This is a genomic window from Ensifer sp. R1-3 (assembly GCF_056739175.1).
In genome coordinates this window covers 3,404,470-3,427,197 of record NZ_CP096515.1, presented here as the reverse complement: position 1 = coordinate 3,427,197, position 22,728 = coordinate 3,404,470, and the positions used below count along the sequence as shown (strand labels likewise).

Below are 22,728 nucleotides of genomic sequence, written 5' to 3'. Positions count from 1 at the left end.
CCCTCAGCGCATCATCGCGGCGACATTGCCGCCGTCGACGGTGACGACCGCTCCGGTCGAGGTGCGAGCCTTGGCCAGATGCACGAAGGCCGCTGCCACATCGGCGCCGGTCACTTCGCGGCGGAGCATGTTGCCGCGCATATAGTCCTCCGGTGTCAGGCCGCGCGCCTTCGAGCGTTCCTCGACCATTTTGTCGGTCATCAGGCCGGTCCGGATACGGTCTGCATTGACGGCGTTGGAGGTTATGCCGGAACCGCCGTGCTCGATCGCATACTGCCGCATCAGGGCCATCAGCGCCGCCTTGGAGGTCCCATAGGGGCCGAAGTCGGCCCCAGGATTCACCGCCTGTTTGGAGACGTTGAAGACCAGCGCGCCGCCCGTCTTCTGCTGTTCCATGACGCGCACTACCGCGCGCGCTACATAGTGATGGCTCCAGAAATTGAGATCGAAGGCTCTTCGGAAGGTCGCCTCCTCGACGCCGAGCAGCTTGCCCTGAAAGGCGGCACCCGCATTCGAGATCAGGATATCGACGCCACCATAGTGCTGCGCGACCTTGGTGACCGCCGCGTCGACAGCTTCCGGGCTGGTCACGTCGCAGAGGACAGGCAGCGCGTCCAGCTTTTTTGCCGCCGCATTCAACGCGTCCTCGGAAATGTCGAACAGTGCCAGTTCGGCACCCTCCGCCTTCAGGGCCTCGGCCACGGCAAGGCCGAGCCCGCTTGCGGCGCCGGTGACGATCGCCACCTGCCGCGTCAAAGGCTTTTCCTGCACCTTTGACAGCTTCACCTGCTCGAGCGACCAGTATTCGATATCGAAGAGATCGGCCTCCGAGAGCGCCTCGAAAGCCTCGATGCCTTCCGCCTTGGTGATGACATCGACGGTCGCCTCCGCCACGTCGGCTCCGACCAGTGCGTTCTTTCGCGCCGCGCCGGCGGCGAAGAGGCCGATGCCGGCGACATAGAACACGCGCGGCTTCGGGTCGAGCATGTGCTTGCCGCCGCCGACGCGGGCATTGTTGCGCTCGAAGTACGCCTTGTAGTCGGCCTCATAGGCGGCGACCGCCTCCCTTGCCTTCTCCGCCCATTCGCCGAGCCTGTTCTTCTCGGGCGCGGGCAGAGCCACGCCGAAGCGCTTGATATGGATCACGTGTTCCGGCGTCGCATTGCCGCGGCGCACCAGGCTCTCGATATTTTCGGCGTTGCAGAAGTCGAGTATCTTCTCGCTCGTACGGTGTGCGAGGACGAAGCGCCGCGGGGCGCCTTCGATACCGGTGTCGATCGCCAGCGAGCCGCGCAGAATCGGCGCGATATCCGCGGCGGAGGCAAGGGCTCCGGGAACGGCGATGCCCTTGAAGGGCTTCAGCCTGCCTCGGGACAGGTGCCGCTCGGCCTTGTCGATTTTGGCTATCATGTCCTCATAGGCCTCACGCGGGTCATCCGACCAGGTGAAGATGCCGTGCTTCAACAGGATCATGCCGTCGCCCTTCGGATTTGCCTTGAAGGCGGCGTCACAAGCCTTTGCCAGATCGAAGCCCGGCATCACATAGGGAACGATGATCGATTCGGGAAAGAGCTCACGGATGAGATCTTCGCCATGCGGCTGATTCGTGAGCGAGACGATCGCGTTCGCATGGGTATGGTCGATGTGCCGGAAGGGCAGGATTGCATGCAGAATGGCCTCGACCGACGGATTGGGCGCGCCGGGATCGACAAGCAGGCGGCGTTGAAGCATCACCATGTCGTCGTCGGAGAGCGTCTCGAAATCGATCATGGCCTGCAGAGGCTGCAAGCGTACGGCCGGCAGGCCCTGCGGCTCGATCGTCCCCATATCCCATCCGCTGCCTTTGACGCAGAGCACGCTCACCTCGGTGCCATCCATTTCTTTGAACGTGGTCTTGACCGAGGTGTTTCCGCCGCCGTGCAGCACCAGTTCCGGATCTGAGCCGAGCAGCCGGGTCGTATAGGTGCGGATGGCGAGGTCGCGATTGACGCCCTTGGCAACATAGGCCTCGATGATTGAGGTGAACTCGGAGTCCGACCAGCGCGATTTCATGGCAGTTCCTTTCCTTGCCGGCACCGCGCGCAGCGGCCGGCTCCAGTCGATCAGTAGCGTGAAGTCCGGTCCGCAGCAGTCAGATGCGGATCTCGGTTTCGGCATCGAAAACGTGCACCTTGGAAGGTGGGATCGCGAAGCGGATCTCGGCGCCTTCCGAGAAACGCGCAGCCTTGTCGACGACGGCGACAAAACTTCCCTCTGGGCCCTCGCAGAAGAGCTGCGCGTCGTGGCCGAGCCGCTCGGTGAGGATCGCCTTGGCTACAAGCGGACCATCGGCATCGACAACCACGTCTGTCGGGCGCAGGCCCAGCACGACCTTCTGGCCCGGCTTTAGAGCGGAAGACTCCTCGACCGTCACGCGACCGGTCGCCGTATCGACGGCAGGAGCGCCATTGCCGACGACCACGGTTCCGGGGAGAAAGTTGATGGAAGAGGATCCGATGAAATCGGCGACATATTTGCTGGCCGGCCGGTCGTAGACGTCGTCGGGCGAGCCGATCTGCTCGATCTTGCCGGCGCGCATGACGACGATCTTGTCGGCCATGGTCATGGCCTCGATCTGGTCATGTGTCACGTAGATAGTGGTGGTCTTCAGCCGGTTGTGCAGCTGGCGGATCTCCGTTCGCATATGGGCGCGCAGCTTGGCATCGAGATTCGAAAGCGGCTCGTCGAACAGGAACACCTCCGCCTCGCGCACCATGGCACGGCCCATGGCGACGCGTTGCCGCTGGCCGCCGGAGAGCTCCTTCGGGTAGCGGTCGAGATAGGCGGTGAGATTGAGGGTCGCAGCCGCCCATTCCACCCGCTTCTTTATGTCCGCGGCCGGAATCTTCGCCACTTCCAGGCTGAAGGCGATGTTGTCATAGACCTTCATCGTCGGGTAGAGCGCGTAGTTCTGGAAGACCATCGCGATCGAACGGTCACGCGGATGCACGTCGTTGACGCGCTTGCCGCCGATCATGAGGTCGCCTTCGCTGACGGATTCGAGGCCGGCCGTCATTCTGAGCAAGGTCGTCTTGCCGCAGCCCGATGGTCCGAGCAGGACCACGAATTCGTGGTCCTCGATCCGGAAGGAGATGTCGCGCATGATCGTGACGGCGCCGAAGGACTTGCCAATTCGTTGATATTCCACGGTCGCCATCGGTCGTACTCCATTATCCGTTTGTCCGCCCCTGTCGCGGGCGATGTCTTTGCTGCGTCAGTATTTCTGGCGGGTCGGCGTGATGACGATTTCCTGGACGATCGCGCGTTGCGGCAGCTGATAGGCGTCGAGGATGAGGTCCGCGACCACGTCAGCCGAAATGCCGCCGCCGATCGCCGCCTTGTTCGCCTTGTAATTGGCAAGGGTCGTTTCGTCCTTCACGTGATCCAGCACCTCCGTATCGATGATGCCGGGGGAGACGACGATGACGCGCACATCGTGCGGCGCCAGATACTCCCGCAAACTTTCCGAGACCGCGTGGACGAAGAACTTCGTGCCGCAATAGACCGTATGGTCCGGATAAACCTTGCGTCCGGCAATCGAGCTCATCATCACCAGCGTTCCATGCTTCCGCGAGATCATGCCTGTGAGCACCGCATGCACGCTGTTCATCACGCCCTTGGTGTTGATGTCGATCATTTCGTCCCATTCCTCGGGCGCCTGGCGGGCGATGTCGCCGAGCCGCGCAATGCCGGCATTGGCAAACATCATGTCGACCGGGCCGAATTTCGCCTCGGCTTCGCCGACTGCGCCGGCAAGTGCAGCACGGTCGCGCACGTCGGCCTTCTTCAGCACGGCGTTCGGCAGGCCGAGCGCCTCGAGCCGGTCGAGTCGGCGGGCGATCAGCAGAAGCGGATGGCCGGCCTTGGAGAAGGCCCGCGCAACGGCCTCGCCTATACCGGAGCTGGCGCCCGTAATCGCGATCAGCGGTTTTTCAGACATCGTGTTCCCCTGTCTTTCGTCTTATCCCGGCCGGAAAGGGCGCCGACGCAGCGGCGCCCCCGCCCATATTCGTCAACCTTTCAGCACGGTTTCGACCTGAGAGGCGATGTCGTCCATCGCTTCCTTGGAGGAACCGTAGCTGCCTGCGAAATACTTGCCGAGGCCGACGGGGATCGTGTCGCTCGACAGCTGCGCCCATTCCGGCAGATCCGGTTCCGAGCCCATGTACTTGTCGATCGTCTCGCGAACGACCGACAGGTGGCGAGTCGTGCCCGCGCCGACGCGGGCATTGGCCTTGACGCGTGGGTCGTCATAGACCGAGGCGCGGGTGGGGCCGGTGCCGCCGCCGAGCGTGGTGATGAGGGCCTGCGTATCGGCGCAGGTCGCCCATTGCATGAATATCCACGCCGCGTCCGGGCTCTTCGAATATCTGGACACCGCCAGCGAGGAGCCGCCCTGGTGGCCGACGCCTGGGATTTCGCCATAGCCGCATTCTTCGGGCTTCCTGAGCGCGACCGGCTGCGGCGGGACGACCGCCTCGCAGAGGCCGGAAACTTTGGTCTGGCTCGCATCGTCGAAATAGGGGAAGAACTCGCCCCAGGAGAGCATCGAGGCGGCAACGCCTTGAGCAATCGCCTGGCCCTGGCCGTCCCAGGTCCACTGGTCCACGCCCGGCGGCATGGCTTCCTTGAGCCTGGTATAATAGTCGAGCGCGGCGATGCCCCGCTCATCATTGCCGACGAACTTCTTGTCGGCGTTGAAGATCGAGCCGCCATTCCCCCAGAGCATGGAGGTCCATTCGCATTCCAGCGCATAATGGCCGGACTTCATCTGGCCGGCATAGCCGTAGAGGTTAGGCCCCATTTCCTTGGTGATGGCGGCGGAATTGTTCAGCAGATCCTCGAACGTTGCCGGCGCCTTGAGCCCGAGTTTCTCGTAGATATCCTTGCGGTAGATCATGATGAAGATGGGGATATCATAGGGCACGCCGACCCAGCGGTCCCCGTATTTGGCGATGCCGTCGACGAGCGCCGGCATGAAGTCGTCGATATTGTAGTTCGGCATGGCGAGGTCGGGCTTCTCCTGAAGCTGCTCGCGCGGATCGAATACGTCTTCGCTGAAGGATGCCGACCAGCTCTGGTCGATGTAGTAGAGGTCGTAGCTACCGAGCGAGGAGGCGACATCCAGCGTGAGCTTCTGTAGAACCTGCTCGAGCGGCAGAACCTCGATCTCGACCCTGATGCCGGTCGCTTCTTCGAAGTATTTCTTCAGTTGCGAGTTGATGGCATTCGACGGCGGCGTCGATTCCGTCGCGAGCTTCAGCGTCGTTCCCGCAAAGGGCTTGGCCACCTCCTTGAGCCAGGAGAGCACTTCGGCGGACGGCTGGAGTTGTTCCTGGGCAAGCGCCCTCGTCACCCCGAAGGGCCGGCTGCCGAAGCCCATTCCGAGCGCAGTCGCGCCGAGGCCGAGCGTGCCGGCCGTGCGCAGGAAGCTGCGGCGGTCCATCTGGCCGCGGACGAAGCGGTCGGTCACGGATGCGAGATAAAACTTTCTGTCTTTCTCTTTCATGTCTCTCCTCCTCTATCGGGTGCCGGAAGTGGCTCCGATATCTCCTGTTGTCGGCGCGCGCGCCGCATTCTCACTGCTTCAGCGAACCCATCGTCAGACCACGCACCAGGTGGCGCTGAACGAGCAGGATCACGATGAAGGCGGGCACGATCGCCGCCGCGCCGAGGGCCGCCATATTGCCCCAGGCGGTTCCGATCGATGTCACGAAGGTCGACGACACGACCGGCACGGTCTTCAGGCCCGTCTGCGTCAAGGTCAGGACGAAGAGGAACTCCGTCCACGAGAAGATGAAGCAGAGCACGGCGGTGGCGGCGATGCCGCCCTTGGCCATCGGCAGCACGATGCGGCGGAAGATCGTCCAGCGCGACGCGCCGTCGAGCAGCGCGCTCTCGTCGATTTCCGCGGGGATGTCGTCGAAGAAGCTCTTCAGGAGCAACACCGCCAGCGGCAGGTTCATCAGACCATGAACCAGAATGACGCCCGTATAGGTGTCGAGCAGGTTGAACTGCTTGAAGATGAAGAACATCGGGATCGCCACCGCAACGGGCGGCATCATGCGGGTCGACAGCACCCAGTTGACGAATTCGTGGCGGCCGCGGAAGTGCATGCGCGACAGCGCATAAGAAGCAAGCGTCGCGACCACGATCGCCAGCACCGTCGAGAAGGATGCCACGACGATAGAGTCCCAGAGGCGGGGGCCCATGTAGAAGTTGCCCCCGCCCGGGGTCACGGTTTCCTGGCTGCCGAAACCGAAGCCCAGCGAGATGCCGAAGACCTGTTCGAAATTCCTTACGGTCGGCTGAAAGCCGAAGAAGATCGGCGGCCAGTTGAAAATGTCCTTGGCGTCACGGAACGCGACCGAGGTCCAGAAATAGATCGGGAAAAAGAAAGCCCCGACGACGAGCCAGCCGGCAATGGTGCGCAGCGTGCGGGTGAAAGCGCTCTGATGCATGTTACCACCTCACCTTTGCAACGCGGATGAATATGTTGGCCATGACCATGACGATGATCAGGCTCGTCAGGCTCAGCGTTGCGCCGTAGCCCCATTTCAGGAAGGAGAAGGTCTGCTGCCACGCATAGAGGCTGACCGTATACGTCGCGGTGCCGGGGCCGCCCGAAGTCATGACGAAGACGTAGTCGAAGACGCGGAAGAGATCGATGCCGCGCAGGAGCACCGCCACGGCGATGACGCGCGACATCATCGGCAGCGTCAGCCGGCGGAACATCTGCAAGGACGATGCTCCGTCGATCATCGCCGCCTCATACGGTTCAGCCGGCAGCGATCGCAGCCCGGCCAGGAAGATCAGCACCATGAACGGCGTCCATTGCCAGACCTCCGCGATCAGCACGCCGATCAGCGCCAGCGAGGACGTGGCAAGCATCGGCGTCGCTTTGTCGAGCAGGCCGACGAGGCCGAGGAGATAGGAGAGCGCACCGAACTGCGAATCCTCCATCAGGAGAAACATCATGCCGGCGATAGCCGGCGGGATGACCAGCGTCATCGAAAGCACCGCGCGCAGCATCCCGAAACCGGGCAGTTCCGCGTCGAGCAGAAGCGCGATCGCCATGCCGAGGGTGATCTCGATGATCAGGGCCACGGCGAAATAGAGGAAGGTGACGCCAAGCGCGCCCCAGAAGCGGCTGTCGTTCCAAAGCTGAATCCAGTTGTCCACGCCGACGAACTTGAGGCCGCGGCTCTTCGGTACGAACTCGTGGAAGCTGAGCCATATATTGTAGAAGAACGGATAGATGGTGAAGACGACGAGCAGCGCGATCAGCGGCAGGAGCCATGGCCACGGCGAATCCGAGATCGCGATGCGCTTCACCTGTGCAATGGACATTGCCTTCTCCTCCCACGGACATCACGGGCGGCGGTCTCCCGCCCCTTGCCCGTCCCCTCCAACCATTCCGCGACGGCATGGATAAAACCGTCGTCTCCTCCTTCGGACCCCCGCCCTTTTCAGGAAGCGGCAGGCCTATCCGGCTGCGCGCGAAGTCGCACCGGCGCCGCGCCGCTCCCGCATGTATCGGTCCAGCGCCTCGATCTCCTCGCTCGTCATCCGCAATCCGGACTTCGTGCGCCGCCAGACGGCATCGGCAGCCGTCAGTGCAAATTCGCGTTCCATAAGGAAGGTGATTTCCGCCTCGGTCATCGAGCCGCCGAAATCGCGGCCGAGATCGAGGCGGTCCTGCGCCTTGCCGAGAATGTCCCGCGCCTCCAGCCCGTAATGGCGTACGAGCCGGCGCGCCTCCCGCTCGGTGAGGTAGGGATGCTCATCGAGAATGGCTCTTGCGAGATCATCGGCCGTTCCGGCCGGAAAGGCGCCGCCGGGCAGCGGCTGCGTCGCCGTCCAGCCTCGCTGCCTGCTCCAATCCGGAAAGACTGTGGCGAGCTTGTCCAGAACGTCACCCGCAAGGCAGCGATAGGTGGTGATCTTGCCGCCGAATACGGAAAGCATCGGCGCCTGCGCCCCCGGCCGGTCCAGTTGCAGCACATAGTCGCGCGTCGTCTCCTGCGCGTTGGCGGCGCCGTCGTCGAAAAGGGCGCGCACGCCGGAATAGGTCCAGACGACATCGGCTGTCGAAAGCTCCGTGCGGAAATAGGACGATGCTGCGGCAAGCAGATAGTCGACTTCCTCCGCCGAGGCTGCGACCGCCTCGGGAGCGCCCTTGTAATCACGGTCCGTCGTGCCGATGAGGGTGAAGTCCTCTTCATAGGGAATGGCGAAGAAGATGCGGCCGTCCGGATTCTGGAAGATGTAGCAGCGATCGTGCTCATAGAGTTTTCTGACGACGATATGGCTGCCCTGCACGAGACGAACGTAGCCTCGCGCCCCGATGCCGGCGACATCGGACACCACCTTGTCGGCCCAAGGGCCTGCGGCATTGACCAGTGCGCGGGCCGTGGCCTCGCTCTTGCGACCGGTTTCGGCGTCTTCGAGCGTCAGCCGCCAGAGAGCGCCGTCGCGGCGTGCAGCGACGCAACGGGTGCGTACCCTGATATCAGCCCCTCTCATCGCCGCATCGCGCGCATTGAGCACGACAAGCCGGTTGTCCTGCACCCAGCAATCGGAATATTCGAAGCCGATCGCCGAAACGTCGCGCAGCGCCTCGCCCGCCGGATGGGTCCTTAGCCGCAGCGTCTTCGTCCCCGGCAGGAGCTTGCGCCCCCCGAGATGATCGTAGAGAAACAGGCCGAGCCGCAGCAGCCAGGCGGGACGCAGGCCCTTGCGGTGCGGCAACACGAAGCGCAGCGGCCAAATAATGTGCGGCGCAATCGCCCAGAGCCGTTCACGCTCTTCCAGAGCGTGGCGAACCAGCCGAAATTCGTGGTGTTCGAGATAGCGCAGGCCGCCATGAATGAGCTTGGTCGAGGCCGAGGAGGTGGCCGAGCCGAGATCGGATTGTTCGGCCAGCAGTACCTTCAGGCCTCGACCGGCCGCGTCGCGGGCGACGCCTGCGCCATTGATGCCGCCGCCGACAATGGCGATGTCGTACACCGCGCTCCTCATGCCGCACTCCTTCCCGACCGGGCGTCGAGAATGCGGTTCGCAACTTCGACGAAACCATGGCCGCCCTCGCGCTCGGCCACATAAGCCGGCTCCGCATCGATGCGGCCCTGGAAGGCCAGCACGTTCGCAACGCCGCAGGCATTGGGAAAGAAGCCGAACATCGGCGCGTCGTTCGGGCTGTCGCCGACGAAGACGATCCTGTCGCGCTCGGCGTCGATGTCGACGCCGAGGATGTCGTCGGCAAACCGGCGCGTCATGGTCAACTTGTCATAGGCTCCATACCAGCCATTGACATGGATGGAGGAGACCTTGGCGACGGCGCCTTCCTCTTCGAAGATGCGCTTGATTCGGTCGACGTCCGAGACCGGAAGCGTTGGCACATCCTCGCAAAAATCGATTGCGAGGTCGGCCTCGCGATAGAGCTGGTCCGCGGAGACTGCCGCCCCCTGCACCTCGGCGAGGATGCGGGCGCGCACCCGGGCGAGCTTCTCCCGGTCGGCGGCGCGCTGGGCATCGGCGATGGCGAAGCTGCGGCGCATGCGGCGTCTCGTTCGGTCATAGGCGAAATAGAAGGCGCCGTTTTCGCCGACGACGCCCGCGACCGGCCACATGCGGGCGATCATGTCGCACCATCCTGCCGGCCGGCCGGTAATAGGAGCTACCGCCACCCCTGCTTCCGTCAGGCGCTCGACCGCGTCATAGGCTGCGGCCGGCAGCAGCCCCTCGTTGGTCAGCGTATCGTCGATGTCGGCGAAGAGCACCGTGATCCGGGCGGCGACATCGATCGGCATCTCGGTAACCGCGCGCATCGTCTCACGTCTCCCCGCCGACGAAATCCTCGAGGAGGCCGGCATCGGCGGCAATATCGAGGAAAGTGTAACGGTTGCGCATTTCGCGGCAGTGCAGCACCGCCTCGCGGTAGAAATCGGCCGACAGACCGAGATCGGCTGCCGTCATCGGGCCGCCGGCATCCCGCAAGAGCTGTTTCATTTCGGCGACCGGCAGCGCGAAAGCCTCCAGTTCCCGGCGGAGCGTCGGCCACAGCTCGGTGAGCTTTTCGTTGATCTCGGCGGCGGACCGCTCATCGAAAATCTTCGGCTGAATTTCGGCGTAGCATTGGGCGGCGATGTCGCCGCCCATGCGCCGGGCCATATCCGCAGGGTCGATCCTTGTGGGGCGGATGACCGGCGGCTTGTCGCTGTCGAGGAAGATGCGCTGCAGCCGCGCCATGGTCAGCGTCGCCACGCCCACCTGCTGGCCGTGCAGCGTGCCCGGATGATCCTCGCCGGCAAAGCAGTCGATATAGTGCGAGACCTGATGCTCGCCCATCGAACCATGGTTCGACATGCCGGTGAAGGAGACACCGAAGCCACAAAGCGTAAGGACGCGGTGAAGATAGCCATTCGCACTGATGCTACCTTGGGCGATACCGGCCGCACGCGCGTTCAGCGCGCGTTCGTCGGCATCCTGGATGATATAGGGCACGCTCGAATAGAGGCTGCCGATCAGCCGGTGGGACATCCACCAGTCGATCTGAGCGACGGAGCGCACGAGGCAATCGGCAAAACCCGCCGCCGAGAGATAGCGAGGAGCCGCGGCGGTAACCGCCAGATCGACGAAGAAGCCAGCCGGCGCATGCGACGGTAGCGAGACCTTGAGGCCGTTTTGCAAAGTGATGGAGGCCGTGGTGGAGGTGTAGCCGTTCATCGAGGCGGCCGTCGCGAAAACGGCATAACGGCGGTTGGTGCGGCCGGTGACGAACTTGCAGAGGTCGTTGATCGTGCCGGAGCCGACCGCCACCACGGCGTCGGCATTCGCAAGCCTTTCGGTCAGGTCGTTCACGGCACCCATGTCTGCATGCGGATGGTCGAGGATGACCGTGTCCACCGGCCCGAGGCTCTTCAGCGCGGCTGCGACGCGCCCGCCCATCGCATCCCAGGTAGCCTCGTCCGCGACCACCGTGTAGCGCTCGCCTAATCCGAGACTGGCAACGAGATCGGCCTCCGCGCCGTCGAGGCTCTCTTTGATGACGATTTTCTCATAGGGAACGGTCGCCCGGCTGCCCGTCTCAGGATTGATCCAGTCACCGGTGAGAATGTCGTCGATGAGGGCCGTCCAGCCTCCTTCGGGTGCATCTGCGGCGATATTCTGCTGGCTTGCCGTTTCCATTCCTCGATCCGCTCTTAAGTTGGATAGCATATGACAACACACGTTGGCATATGTCAATACACATGACAGGGATGATTGACAAATGCCACCAGCCTCTGCCAGATAACGGCATGGCAAGGGAAAAGACTTCAGGCAGAACTGGCGAGGAGCCCCCGGCGGGTGTGCCCACCGAATTCGACGACGCCGTCATGTGGGCCGCATGGCTCTACTATGCGGACCAGATGACGCAGAGCGAGATCGCCAAGCAGCTAAACGTATCACGCGCAACCATCGTCAATTACCTGCAGGAGGCGCGAGAGCGCGGCATCGTCTCCGTCAACATCAATCCCAAGGCCGGAGGCCGCACCAGCGTCGCCCGCGCTCTGATGGAGAAGTTCGGCCTCCAGGGCGCCTTCGTCATCCCGAGCGGAGACGAGGACAGCCTGTCGCAGCGGCTCGGCGACGCCGGCGCACGCGTACTGGCCGACCAGATCGAGGATGGCGATACGATCGGCGTCGCCTGGGGTCGCACCGTGCTCGCAGTCGCCGACCGCATTTCGCTGGCGCGCCCGGTCGGCAACCTGACTGTGGTGCAAGTCTCCGGCAGCTCGACTGGGGAGCCGAATTTCTCGCCCGAACTCTGCACGTCTCTGCTTTCGAACCGTATCCACGCGCGCTGCGTCAACCTTCTGGCGCCGGCCGTGCTGTCGACGCGAGAACTGAAGGCGGCGCTGCTCAACGAGCCCGTGCTCAAGAAGCAGATGGAACTGGTGCATTCGACCAACCGCATTCTCTTCGGCGTCGGCGACATCGGGCCGAAGAGCACGGTGCGGGCCTCCGGCATCGCCAGCAAGGAGGAGATCGATGACTACGTGGCGCGCGGCGCCGCAGCCGTGATTATCGGGCGCTTCATCGATTCGCACGGCGCCGCCATCGGCGGCGACCATGACGAACGGATGGTCGGCATCTCGCTCGACGAGCTGAAGCAGGTGGCGAGCCGTATCTGCGTGGCGGGCGGCGCGGTCAAGATCGCTGCGATCACCGCCACTCTCGAAGCCGGCTACGCCACCCATTTCGTTACCGACATCGCCACGGGAGAGGCGTTGCTGGCGGCATGAGCCGGCTGCCCGGCCGGTAGGCAGGACCGGCGTCAGGGCCGATGGGGAGGAAAGGCTGCTGCATCTGCTGCGGCCTGAGGAGGACGGAAGGACCGCGTGGCCTTTCGTCGTGGAGGAGATGCGCATGCAGCCTGACGAACGCTATGTCATCGGGATGGATTCATCGACCCAATCCGTCAAGGCAGTCGCCTGGACGGCCGACGGCACACCGCGGGCCGAGGGCCGCGCACCGCACCGCATTTCGACGCCGCATCCGCACAAGGCGGAGCAGGACGCCGAGGACTGGTGGTCGGCCGCCTGCCAGGCGCTGTCATCGCTCATGAGCCAGATCGATGCCGACCGCGTCGACGGCATCGCGATTTCAAACCAGCGCGAAACGATGGTCCTGCTCGGCGAGAACCGAAAACCGCTCGCCCCGGCAACCGTCTGGCTCGACCGCCGCGCACAGGATGTGGTGCAGTCGCTGGCCGATGAATTCGGCGGCGAGCGGCTGCATGCGATTTCGGGCAAGCCGGTCGACGTCATTCCCTGCGTCTATCGCCTTCGCTATTATCGCCAGCACGAGCCGGAACTTCTGGACCGCGCGGCGCAGATCCTGAGCGTTCACGATTTCCTGACTCAAAAGCTGACGGATGAAGCCGCGGCGAGCTGGACCAGCGGCGATCCCTTCGGCCTCCTGGATATCGAGACGAAGCAATGGTCCCGCGCGATTCTCGATCACCTCGGCATTCCAGTCACCAAGCTGCCGCCGCTTTACCGCCCCGGCATCCTGATCGGCCGGGTCACCGCGCATGCCGCGATGGCGACGGGCCTTGCGGCAGGGCTGCCGGTCTATGCCGGCGGCGGCGATGGCCATTGCGCCGGCCTCGGGGTCAACGTGATCAAGCCGGGGGTCGTCTATCTCAATCTCGGAACGGCCGCGGTCGGCGGCTGCTGGTCGCCCACTCGCAAGCTCAGCCGCTACTGGCGCACGTTGGTCTCGCCAAGCGGCGAAGGCTACCTGCTCGAAAGCTGCCAGCGCGCTGGCGCTTATTTCGTCAACTGGCTGCTGGACGCCTTTGCCGGCGGCCGTTCGGACCCTGCCATTTTCGACCGGCTCGAATCGGAAGCCAGCAGCCTGGATGTCGGCTCGGGCGGCGTTACCGTGTGCTCCTATCTGATGGGCTGCATGGACCCGCACTGGGACGCGAATGCCCGTGCCACCTTCACCGGCATGGGTCCGGAGACAGGCATAGGCCATCTCTACCGTGCCTCGATGGAGGCGATTACGCTGGAATTCGTCCGATCCCTTCTCGAGATGAAATCGATGGGAGTGGCCGCCGACCGCATCTTCGTCATCGGCGGCGGCGCCGGCAGCCCTCTGTGGCGACAGATGGTCGCCGATGCCAGCGGCCTGCCTGTCATTCGCAGCCTTTCCAACGAGGCCTCCGCGCTCGGCGCCGGCATGTCCGCCGCCGTCGGCGCCGGCTGGTACGGGCATTTCAGCGAGGCCGCCGACGCCATGTCGCGCCTCGCCGAACAGGTTGAACCTCGCCCTGCTACCGCGGAAGCATGGGCGGCGCTGTCCCGCCGGCAGGCGAACCTCTACCGCGCAATCCGCCACCTCGATCATGCCGATAACGGGACCTGACCCATTTGTCTTGACGGCATTCGGCCGTGAGGCATCGCAGAAACGCGCGGACCTTCCCGACACGCTTGAATTATCCCGGCGAATCGCCACCTGATCACTCGGGCGCGACTCCAAACGCTGGAGTTGCAAAAGGAAGGGGCTGTCATGGGCGGTATGGATATCGCAGTCGTCGCATTCGTCGTTGTAGTGATCCTCGTGCTCTTTGCCGGGATCAAGACGGTGCCGCAGGGCTACCGATATACGGTCGAACGTTTCGGCCGTTACACGAGGACGATGGAGCCGGGGCTGAATCTCATCGTCCCCTTCATCGATCGCATCGGTTCCAAGCTGAGCGTGATGGAGCAGGTGCTCGACGTTCCGACGCAGGAGGTCATCACCAAGGACAATGCGAGCGTCTCCGCGGATGCGGTCGCCTTTTACCAGGTATTGAACGCCGCACAGGCGGCCTACCAGGTCGCCAATCTGGAAAACGCGCTCCTCAACCTGACGATGACCAATATCCGCTCCGTCATGGGCTCGATGGACCTGGACGAACTCCTGTCGAACCGCGACACGATCAACGATCGATTGCTCCACGTCGTAGACGAGGCCGCCAATCCCTGGGGCATCAAGATCACCCGCATCGAGATCAAGGACATCGCGCCGCCGAAAGACCTGGTCGACGCCATGGCCCGGCAGATGAAGGCGGAGCGCGAGAAGCGCGCGCAGGTGCTCGAAGCCGAGGGCTCGAGAAATGCGCAAATCCTGCGTGCCGAAGGCGCGAAGCAATCGGCGATCCTCCAGGCCGAAGGCCAGCGCGAGGCCGCCTATCGCGAGGCGGAGGCGCGCGAGCGCCTGGCCGAGGCGGAGGCCAAGGCGACCCGGATGGTCTCCGAGGCGATCGCCGCCGGCGACGTGCAGGCGATCAACTATTTCGTCGCGCAGAAATACACCGAGGCCCTTGCCGCGATCGGGACGGCGAATAACCAGAAGATCGTCCTGATGCCGATGGAAGCCTCGTCGCTCATCGGATCACTCGGCGGCATAGGCGCGATCGCGAAGGAGGTCTTCGGTGAAGGCACCGCGTCCTCCCCGCGCCAGCGCCAGTCCACGCCCCGAACCGGTCCTTCCGTTCCCTCGGAAACGCCTTGAGGATCGCCCATGATCACGCGCATCATCCTCGAACTCGGCCCCTGGAGCTGGTGGGTCCTCGGTCTCCTGCTGCTGGCGGCGGAGCTGATCCTGCCCGGCGTATTCCTCGTGTGGATCGCACTCGCCGCGCTCGTCACCGGGGCCCTCTCGCTTTTCTTCTGGGAGGCGCCGTTCTGGAGCTGGCAGGTGCAGTTCGTCGCCTTCGCCTTGCTTTCGGTCGCCTCCGTCCTTATCGGGCGGCGCTTCGTCTCCTCTTCCGCCGAGAGCGACGAGCCGCTGCTCAACAGGCGCGGCGAAAGCCTGGTCGGACGGACGGCAGTGCTCGAGCAGCCGATCGCGGAAGGCCGAGGACGCGTCCGGCTCGACGACACGACCTGGTCCGTCGAAGGCCCCGACCTTCCGGTCGGCACACGCGTTCGCATCGTCGCGAGCAGCGGCCGCCACCTGACGGTCGAGCAGATCTGAGCACGTCGGAAAACCGCGTTCGGAAAGTGCGGCAGAGAAACGATTGATTAACCACGCGCCTTTACGATTGCGAAACGATTGCAATCAATTGCGGACAGACGGCGCATGGTGCCCAATATCTCACGCTCGATGATGGCGGGCGCCTTGCGTGTGAAGCCGCCGGCATGGCTGCTGGCGGGCTGCGCTTTTCTCGCCTGCGCGCCGGCGAGCGCGCAAAGCCTCGGCAATCCACCGCCCGCGAGCGCCGCCGTCGCCATCCCTGCAGGTCAGCCGCTTCCCGCCACGATCGACCCGCAGTCGACCGGCGCCGTTGCCGGCACCGACCTTTCGCCGGCTCTGGACGAGGACTTCAACCGCCTGAACCGGCGCGAGGAGACGATCGACGGGCTGCGCAGGCGGATCGATCCCGATGATGGCCAGGCACCCGGCATTCGCATCGGCACCTTCGTTCTGAAGCCGGCGCTCAGCGAGACCTTCAGCCACGAACGGCAGAAGAACGGCGGTAGCAGCCAGAGCCGGAGCTTCATGGAGACCGGGCTCAAGGGTTCGCTCACTTCCGACTGGTCCCGCCATCAGCTCAGCGTGACCGGCGAAGGCGTGATCCAGGACAACATATCCGGCGAAGGCCAGGAGGAGCCGCGCGCCGACATCGACGCAGAACTGCGCCTCGACCTCGGCGCGCAGACCATTGCGCGGCTGAGGGCAGGCTACAGTTTCGAACGCGAAGATGCGAACGACCCGAATGCCATCGCCAATGCGGACAGCCAATCCGGCGTCGACAGCTATCGGCTGGGCGCCGCGGTCGAGCGCGACCTCGGTCTCATTCGCGGCTCGCTCGGCGTTGATTTCGAGCGCCGCACCTATGGCGATGTCGAGCTCGACAATGGGACGACGCTCTCGCAGGAGGACCGCGACCGCAATCTCGGCACGCTCACCGGGCGGATCGGCTACGAGCTTTCGCCCGCCCTCATCCCCTTCCTCGAGGCCTCCGTCGGCAAATCGATCTATGATCTGCGTCGGGATACGTTCGGCTTCGAGCGCTCCTATGAGAGCTATGCGGGCCGCGCCGGCATGGAGGTCGATCTCGGCGAGAAGCTCAACGGAGAACTGGCGCTCGGTTACGAGACCTTCCGCTTCGACGATGCACGGCTCGCAGACCTGAGCGGGCTCTCGCTCGACGGCCGCGTCAACTGGTCGCCGCACCGCGGCACCGACGTCCTTTTCGGCGTGCTGACCTATGTCGATCCGTCGACCACTCCGGGCGAGGCGGGATCGATCAACTACGAACTGACGAACGTGGTCACGCATCAGTTGCGTTCGACCCTCGTCGGCCGGCTTTCGAACAGTCTCACCCTGCGCGATTTTCCTTCGGATGCCACCGCCTCCGACGAGACAACCTGGCGAACCGGCGCCGGGCTCACCTGGGACATGAGCCGCTATCTCGCACTCACCGGAGACGTGAGCTACGAGCGCACGGACAGGGACGAAGGCACCTCGACCGATACCACGCGGGTTGGCCTCGGCCTGACGCTGCGGCGCTGAGCGGGAAGGCCGCGTTGCGCGGCTTTCCCGGCTATACAAGCGAGATTACTTAAGACCCTGCAGGAGCGTCTTCAACGGTCCTTCCACGATGGGGCGGATATCGCCGCGCTCGAGAGCGAAGGCGACGTTCGCCAGGATGAAGCCGTCCTTGGCGCCGCAGTCATACGTATCGCCGCGGAAGTGATAGGCGGCGAAGGCCTGGGCCTCGGCAAGCTTCACCATGCCGTCGGTCAGCTGGATCTCGTTGCCGGCGCCGCGTTCCTGCGTTTCCAGGATCGGGAAAATCTCCGGCTGCAGGATGTAGCGGCCATTGATGAAGAAGTTCGACGGAGCCGTCCCCTTGGCCGGCTTCTCGACCATCCTGGTGATCCTGAAACCGTCGCCGACCGTCTCGCCCACTCCGACGATCCCGTATTTATGCGCCTGGTCGGGCGCGCATTCCTCCACCGCGACGACGTTGCCGCCGGACTCTTCGTAGAGCTCGACCATGCCCTTGAGGCAACCCTTCTCGCCCTTCATGATCATATCGGGCAGGAGCAGAGCGAAGGGCTCATTGCCGACGAGATCGCGGGCGCACCAGACGGCATGGCCGAGGCCCAGGGGTGCCTGCTGGCGGGTGAAGCTCGTGGTGCCGGCCTTCGGCAGCATGGCTTCGAGGAGCTCGATCTCCGCCTTTTTGTTGCGCTCGCGCAGCGTCTGGTCCAATTCGACCTGGATGTCGAAATAGTCCTCGATGACCGCCTTGCTGCGGCCGGTCACGAAAATCAGATGCTCGATGCCGGCTTCGAGCGCCTCATCGACAACATATTGGATGACCGGCTTGTCCACCACCGTCAGCATCTCCTTCGGAACCGCCTTGGTCGCCGGAAGGAAACGGGTCCCGAGACCTGCAACGGGGAAAACGGCTTTGCGGACTTTGCGCTTGTCGGTCATTGGCACCTCCTTGCAGTGCATCTCAGTCTAGCCTGAAACAGGATAATTGAATTGGATTTAGTCGCCGATTGCCAATTTTTTGCGAAGGAAGACGACTCGGTTTTTTCATGGTAAAGACTTTGTTGACTTCGTTTCTGTAGGCTTCTCCCTCGACCAGGTACGGTTTTTTGCCGTCCGGTCACTAGAAGAACCGCATACTGCCCTTTCCAGTGGCCTGGTGCGGGCAAATTGCGAACCTCGGAGTAGTCGGTCCGGCATGAACGCCGGCTGAACGCTCCACCGAGAAACGGAACCGACAGCAGATGATGAGAAACCGCAGGACGTTCTTCCGACATATCGCCGCCGCTCTCGTTGTTGCCGCCGCTTTTGGGTCGTCGCCCGCGCGTGCGGATCAAGGTTTTCAAAACTGGATCAATAACTTCTATGCAACGGCTGCCAAGAACGGCATCAGCCAGGCGACCTATCGCAAGGCCTTCGCCGGCGTGAAGACGCCTGACCCGGCCGTGCTGGAGAAGGCGGCCTATCAGCCCGAATTGAAGCACAAGATCTGGGAGTATGTCGACGCGCGTGTCAATCCGTACACCAAGCGGATAGGACAGGAAATGGCGGCGAAGCATGCCCGCACGCTCAACGCCCTCGAACGGCACTACGGCGTCGACAAATCCATCCTGCTCGCCATCTGGTCGATGGAATCGAACTACGGCGCGATTCTCCAGAAAGACGACCGGCTGCACTACGTGCCGCGCGCGCTGGCGACCCTTGCCTATGCCGATTCGAGACGGTCCAAATTTGCCAAGACCCAGCTCATCGCGGCACTGAAGATCCTGCAGAGCGGCGACATCACCCCGCGGGAGCTGACAGGTTCCTGGGCGGGCGCAATGGGACACACCCAGTTCATTCCGACGAGCTATCTGCTCTATGCGGTCGATGCCGACGGCAACGGCCATCGGGATATCTGGAACTCGGTGCCCGACGCACTTGCAACGGCCGCCAATCTCTTGCGGAAGAACGGCTGGCGACCCGGCGAAACATGGGGTTACGAGGTCGTCCCGCCGGCCAATGGGGCAAAATATTCGGGCCAGACGAAGACGCTCGGTCAGTGGGCGGCCCTCGGCTTCGCCCGCCCGGGCGGCAAGGGCTTCAGCAATCCGAAGATGCGGGCCGAACTGAAGCTGCCCGGGGGCGGTAACGGTCCCGGCTTCCTGATGACGAAGAACTTCTTCGTCATCAAGCGCTATAACGCCTCCGATTCCTACGCGCTCGGGGTCGGGCTTCTTGCCGATCAGATCGCAGGCTATGCCGGCATGCAGCAACGCTGGCCGCGTCCGGACGGTTCGCTCGACATCAGCGAAAAATTCGAGCTGCAGAACCGGTTGAAGGAACTCGGCTATTACGACGGCGAAGTCGACGGCAATTTCGGCTCGGGCTCGAAAGCCGCAATCCAGGCGTTCCAGAACCAGAACGGCCTGGCGCCGGACGGGGAGCCTACACAGCATCTGTTGCGCGCCCTGCGCAGGTAAACACACCCGTCGCTTTCTCCGGTCACGGCGATTCCCATCAAACGGTGCCAATCGCCGTGATCTGGCGTATGCTTGCGGGAGTGTCTGCCATTCGACGGTGAAATGATCATGCTGACGATCCTATCCCGGGGAAAGGGACTATTTTCGCGTTTGCTTCGGCTGGCTCCCGTCTTGCTCGGCGCCGCGGCGATGGTCGCCGCCGGCTTCTTTGCCACTGTGGCCGAGGCGCAGGAGCGGGTGCCGCGGCGCAACGTGCTGCAAAGACTCTTCGGCGTCTTCACGCCGCAAAGGCGCGTCTATTACGAGGATCAATACGATCTTCGGCGCCAGCCGCGGCCGCAGCGCATACAGAAGCGCCGGGCGCAACCTTCGGAGCCAAGGCAGTCTCGCCCGAGTCGGGCCAAGCCGCGGCCAGCCGCAGCACCGCCGCCCGCGCCGGTCGTCGTGGAGAAGTCTCCGGACGCCAAGAAGGTCCTGGTCGTCGGAGACTTCGTTGCCGGCAGCCTTGGTGACGGTTTGAAAGTTGCGTTCGAAACGACGCCCGGCATCGTGATCGAGACGCGCGCCAACGGCTCCTCGGGTATCGTCCGCGACGACTATTTCGACTGGCCCAAGGCGCTGCCGGACGCCATCGCGCAACTCAAGCCCGCCGTCATCGTCGTGAGCCTCGGCGCCAATGATCGCCAGATGATGCGGATCGGCGACGTGCAGGAGAAGTTCCGGACCGACGCCTGGACGGAAGAATACCGCAAGCGCGTCAACGCACTGGCGACGCTCGCGCGCAAGGATAATCTTCCGGTCCTCTGGGTCGGAATGCCGTCCTTCCAATCGACGTCCATGACCGCCGACATGGTGACGTTCAACGGCATCTACCGCGAAGAAGTGGAGAAGGTCGGCGGCCAGTTCATCGACATCTGGGACGGCTTCGTCGATGAAGGGGGGAAGTTCGTTCTGACCGGCTCCGACATCAACGGCCAGCAGGTCCGCCTCAGGGGGTCTGACGGCATCAACCTGACGAAGGCCGGCAAGCGCAAACTGGCCTTCTACGTCGAAAAGGATATCCGCAAGCTATTGGGCGAAGCGGCCGCGACGACGGACGTTCCGGGTGCGGAAGGCCTGAAGGACCTGGTCGTCAGCAAGCCGCTTGCCAACGAAGATATCATCAAGACGCAGCCGATCAGCCTCATCGATCCCGAACTCGACGGAGCGACCGCCCTTCTCGGCGGCGACACGCCCCTCAAGAGCACGGGCAAGAGCCCGCGCGACCGGCTCATCGAAAAGGGCGAGGTGGTCGTCGCGCCGCCCGGGCGTATCGACGATTTCCGGCTGACGAAGCAGGGGCAAGCCGGCAGCACCACACGCTAGATCACGACGCGGGATGCGGGCGGAAAACCGCGCACACTTTTCCTCATCCCGCTCTAATGCGGAAATGGGGCTCGCCGGGAACACCGCCTCTGCCCCTCATCCGCCTGCCGGCACCTTCTCCCCGCAGGCGGGGCGAAGGGGCAAGCGGTGCACGCTCGCTCCCTCTCACCCGCTGCGGTCCACAAGAGGAGAGGGGGACTTGAGAGTGTGCCGCGAGTCCCTTCTCCCCGTCAAACGGGGAGAAGGTGCCGGCAGGCGGATGAGGGGCGCCCGTGCCACAGGCTGCCTCCCGCTTGCGGGAGGCGAGGGCTGTGCCCTAGGCAGCCTACCGCGGCAGCACCGTCGAGCCCATCAGCGCCTCGTCGATCGCGCGTGCCGCCTGCCGGCCTTCGCGGATCGCCCATACGACGAGCGACTGGCCGCGGCGAATGTCGCCTGCCGCCCACAATTTGTCGACCGAAGTCCTGTAGTCGCGCTCGTTGGCGACGACATTGGTCGAACCGCGGCGGTCGGTGTTGACCGTCAGCTTCTCGCCGAGATCCTTGAGCACGCTGTCTGCGAAGGGACCACGGAAACCGATCGCGATGAAGGCGAGATCGGCCTTGATGATGAACTCGGTACCGGCGATCGGCTTGCGGCGCTCGTCGACCTGACAGCATTTGACGCCGGTGAGATTGCCGTCCTCGTCGCCGACAAACTCGAGCGTCGCGACCTGGAACTCGCGGACAGCGCCCTCGGCCTGGCTGGAGGAGGTGCGCATCTTCGTTGCCCAGAAGGGCCAGACCGCAAGCTTGTCTTCCTTCTCGGGCGGTTGCGGACGAATGTCGAGCTGCGTCACCTTGACGGCGCCCTGGCGGAAGGCGGTACCGACACAATCGGATGCCGTGTCGCCGCCGCCGACGACGACGACGTGCTTGCCGCCGGCGAGGATCGGCTCGGACGGCCAGCCCACGCTGTCGATGTTCTCGCGGCCGACGCGACGGTTCTGCTGTACCAGATAAGGCATGGCGTCGTGCACGCCGAAGAACTCCACGCCGGGAATGCCGGCGTCGCGCGGCGTCTCGGAGCCGCCGCAATAGAGCACGGCGTCGTTTTCATCGACGAGTTTTTGCACCGCGACATCGACACCGACATTGACGCCGCAATGGAAGGTCACGCCCTCGCCCCGCATCTGCTCGACACGCCGGTCGATGAAGTTCTTCTCCATCTTGAAGTCCGGGATTCCGTAGCGCAGCAGTCCGCCGGGCTTGGACTCGCGTTCGTAGACATGCACCTCGTGGCCGGCGCGCGCCAGCTGCTGGGCAGCCGCCATGCCGGCCGGCCCGGAGCCGATGACCGCGACCTTCTTGCCGGTCTTGGTTACGGCGGGCTGCGGCACGATATAGCCCATCTCATAGGCCTTGTCGGCGATCGCCTGCTCGACCGTCTTGATCGCCACCGGCACGTCTTCGAGGTTCAGCGTGCAGGCTTCCTCGCAGGGCGCCGGGCAGACGCGGCCGGTGAATTCCGGGAAGTTGTTGGTGGAGTGCAGGTTGCGGATCGCCTCGTCCCAATTGCCGTTATAGACGAGGTCGTTCCAGTCGGGGATCTGGTTGTGCACCGGGCACCCGGTCGGCCCATGGCAATAGGGGATGCCGCAGTCCATGCAGCGAGCGGACTGCTTCTGCACTTCCTGATCGGACATTGGAATGGTGAATTCGCGGAAATGGCGGATGCGGTCGGATGCCGGCTGGTACTTCGCCACCTGCCGGTCGATCTCCAAAAACCCAGTAACCTTGCCCATCTTATGATCCTGACATCTTCAATCTCAACAGGC

18 protein-coding genes are annotated in these 22,728 nt (G+C 63.8%); 7 read left to right on the top strand and 11 right to left on the bottom strand.

Annotated elements, in window-relative coordinates:
* Positions 1-3: 3 nt before the first annotated feature.
* From M1D43_RS16175 to M1D43_RS16135, 9 genes are all read right to left on the bottom strand, one after another.
* Entirely contained in the window at positions 4-2,052 is a 2,049-nt protein-coding gene (locus M1D43_RS16175) for a bifunctional aldolase/short-chain dehydrogenase (protein ID WP_153315398.1), read from the bottom strand.
* Positions 2,053-2,131: 79 nt separating this feature from the next.
* Entirely contained in the window at positions 2,132-3,196 is a 1,065-nt protein-coding gene (locus tag M1D43_RS16170) for an ABC transporter ATP-binding protein (RefSeq protein WP_102903488.1), read from the bottom strand.
* A gap of 57 nt (positions 3,197-3,253) precedes the next feature.
* Entirely contained in the window at positions 3,254-3,979 is a 726-nt protein-coding gene (locus tag M1D43_RS16165; protein WP_153315400.1) for an SDR family oxidoreductase, read from the bottom strand.
* Positions 3,980-4,051: 72 nt separating this feature from the next.
* The gene (locus M1D43_RS16160) at positions 4,052-5,548 is read right to left on the bottom strand and encodes an ABC transporter substrate-binding protein (RefSeq protein ID WP_003531099.1); all 1,497 of its coding nucleotides are present in this window, start codon (positions 5,546-5,548) and stop codon (positions 4,052-4,054) included.
* A gap of 70 nt (positions 5,549-5,618) precedes the next feature.
* The gene (locus M1D43_RS16155; protein WP_003531102.1) at positions 5,619-6,500 is read right to left on the bottom strand and encodes a carbohydrate ABC transporter permease; all 882 of its coding nucleotides are present in this window, start codon (positions 6,498-6,500) and stop codon (positions 5,619-5,621) included.
* A gap of 1 nt (position 6,501) precedes the next feature.
* On the bottom strand, positions 6,502-7,389 hold the full coding sequence (locus M1D43_RS16150) for a carbohydrate ABC transporter permease (protein WP_003531104.1): 888 nt from the start codon (positions 7,387-7,389) through the stop codon (positions 6,502-6,504).
* A gap of 135 nt (positions 7,390-7,524) precedes the next feature.
* Positions 7,525-9,060 (bottom strand): glycerol-3-phosphate dehydrogenase, encoded by a 1,536-nt coding sequence (glpD, locus tag M1D43_RS16145; protein ID WP_153315402.1) that lies wholly within the window; start codon positions 9,058-9,060, stop codon positions 7,525-7,527.
* Positions 9,057-9,869 (bottom strand): HAD-IIB family hydrolase, encoded by an 813-nt coding sequence (locus M1D43_RS16140; RefSeq protein ID WP_003531108.1) that lies wholly within the window; start codon positions 9,867-9,869, stop codon positions 9,057-9,059. The genes glpD and M1D43_RS16140 overlap by 4 nt, the downstream gene beginning before the upstream one ends.
* Positions 9,870-9,873: 4 nt before the next feature.
* On the bottom strand, positions 9,874-11,229 hold the full coding sequence (locus M1D43_RS16135) for a sn-glycerol-1-phosphate dehydrogenase (RefSeq protein ID WP_027992132.1): 1,356 nt from the start codon (positions 11,227-11,229) through the stop codon (positions 9,874-9,876).
* Between the two features lie 110 nt (positions 11,230-11,339).
* Here M1D43_RS16135 and M1D43_RS16130 point away from each other — a divergent pair, with 110 nt between their 5' ends.
* The 5 genes from M1D43_RS16130 (at position 11,340) to M1D43_RS16110 (ending at position 17,094) form a co-directional block, all read left to right on the top strand.
* Positions 11,340-12,326, top strand: a complete 987-nt coding sequence (locus M1D43_RS16130) for a sugar-binding transcriptional regulator (protein WP_033048848.1) — start codon at positions 11,340-11,342, stop codon at positions 12,324-12,326.
* Between the two features lie 124 nt (positions 12,327-12,450).
* Complete coding sequence (locus tag M1D43_RS16125; RefSeq protein ID WP_153315404.1) at positions 12,451-13,956, top strand: xylulokinase; 1,506 nt, start codon at positions 12,451-12,453, stop codon at positions 13,954-13,956.
* Positions 13,957-14,100: 144 nt separating this feature from the next.
* Positions 14,101-15,087 carry an SPFH domain-containing protein gene (locus tag M1D43_RS16120; protein ID WP_003531115.1) on the top strand — a complete coding sequence of 329 codons (987 nt, stop codon included), beginning with the start codon at positions 14,101-14,103 and terminating at the stop codon, positions 15,085-15,087.
* Positions 15,088-15,096: 9 nt separating this feature from the next.
* A complete protein-coding gene (locus M1D43_RS16115; protein ID WP_153315406.1) occupies positions 15,097-15,552 on the top strand; it encodes an NfeD family protein in 456 nt (151 codons plus the stop codon).
* Positions 15,553-15,657: 105 nt separating this feature from the next.
* Entirely contained in the window at positions 15,658-17,094 is a 1,437-nt protein-coding gene (locus tag M1D43_RS16110) for an outer membrane beta-barrel protein (RefSeq protein WP_153315408.1), read from the top strand.
* A 45-nt stretch (positions 17,095-17,139) separates the two neighbouring features.
* Here M1D43_RS16110 and galU read toward each other — a convergent pair whose 3' ends face one another.
* Positions 17,140-18,027, bottom strand: a complete 888-nt coding sequence (gene galU, locus M1D43_RS16105; RefSeq protein WP_003531120.1) for a UTP--glucose-1-phosphate uridylyltransferase GalU — start codon at positions 18,025-18,027, stop codon at positions 17,140-17,142.
* A 302-nt stretch (positions 18,028-18,329) separates the two neighbouring features.
* On the opposite strand from galU, the gene M1D43_RS16100 reads away from it, so the two are divergent.
* The gene (locus tag M1D43_RS16100; RefSeq protein WP_498814027.1) at positions 18,330-19,547 is read left to right on the top strand and encodes a lytic murein transglycosylase; all 1,218 of its coding nucleotides are present in this window, start codon (positions 18,330-18,332) and stop codon (positions 19,545-19,547) included.
* Positions 19,548-19,649: 102 nt separating this feature from the next.
* The gene (locus tag M1D43_RS16095) at positions 19,650-20,912 is read left to right on the top strand and encodes an SGNH/GDSL hydrolase family protein (RefSeq protein WP_153315410.1); all 1,263 of its coding nucleotides are present in this window, start codon (positions 19,650-19,652) and stop codon (positions 20,910-20,912) included.
* Between the two features lie 325 nt (positions 20,913-21,237).
* On the opposite strand, the gene M1D43_RS16090 is transcribed toward M1D43_RS16095, so the two are convergent.
* Positions 21,238-22,695, bottom strand: coding sequence for a glutamate synthase subunit beta (locus tag M1D43_RS16090; protein ID WP_003531126.1), 1,458 nt, complete (start codon positions 22,693-22,695; stop codon positions 21,238-21,240).
* Positions 22,696-22,728: the final 33 nt, after the last annotated feature.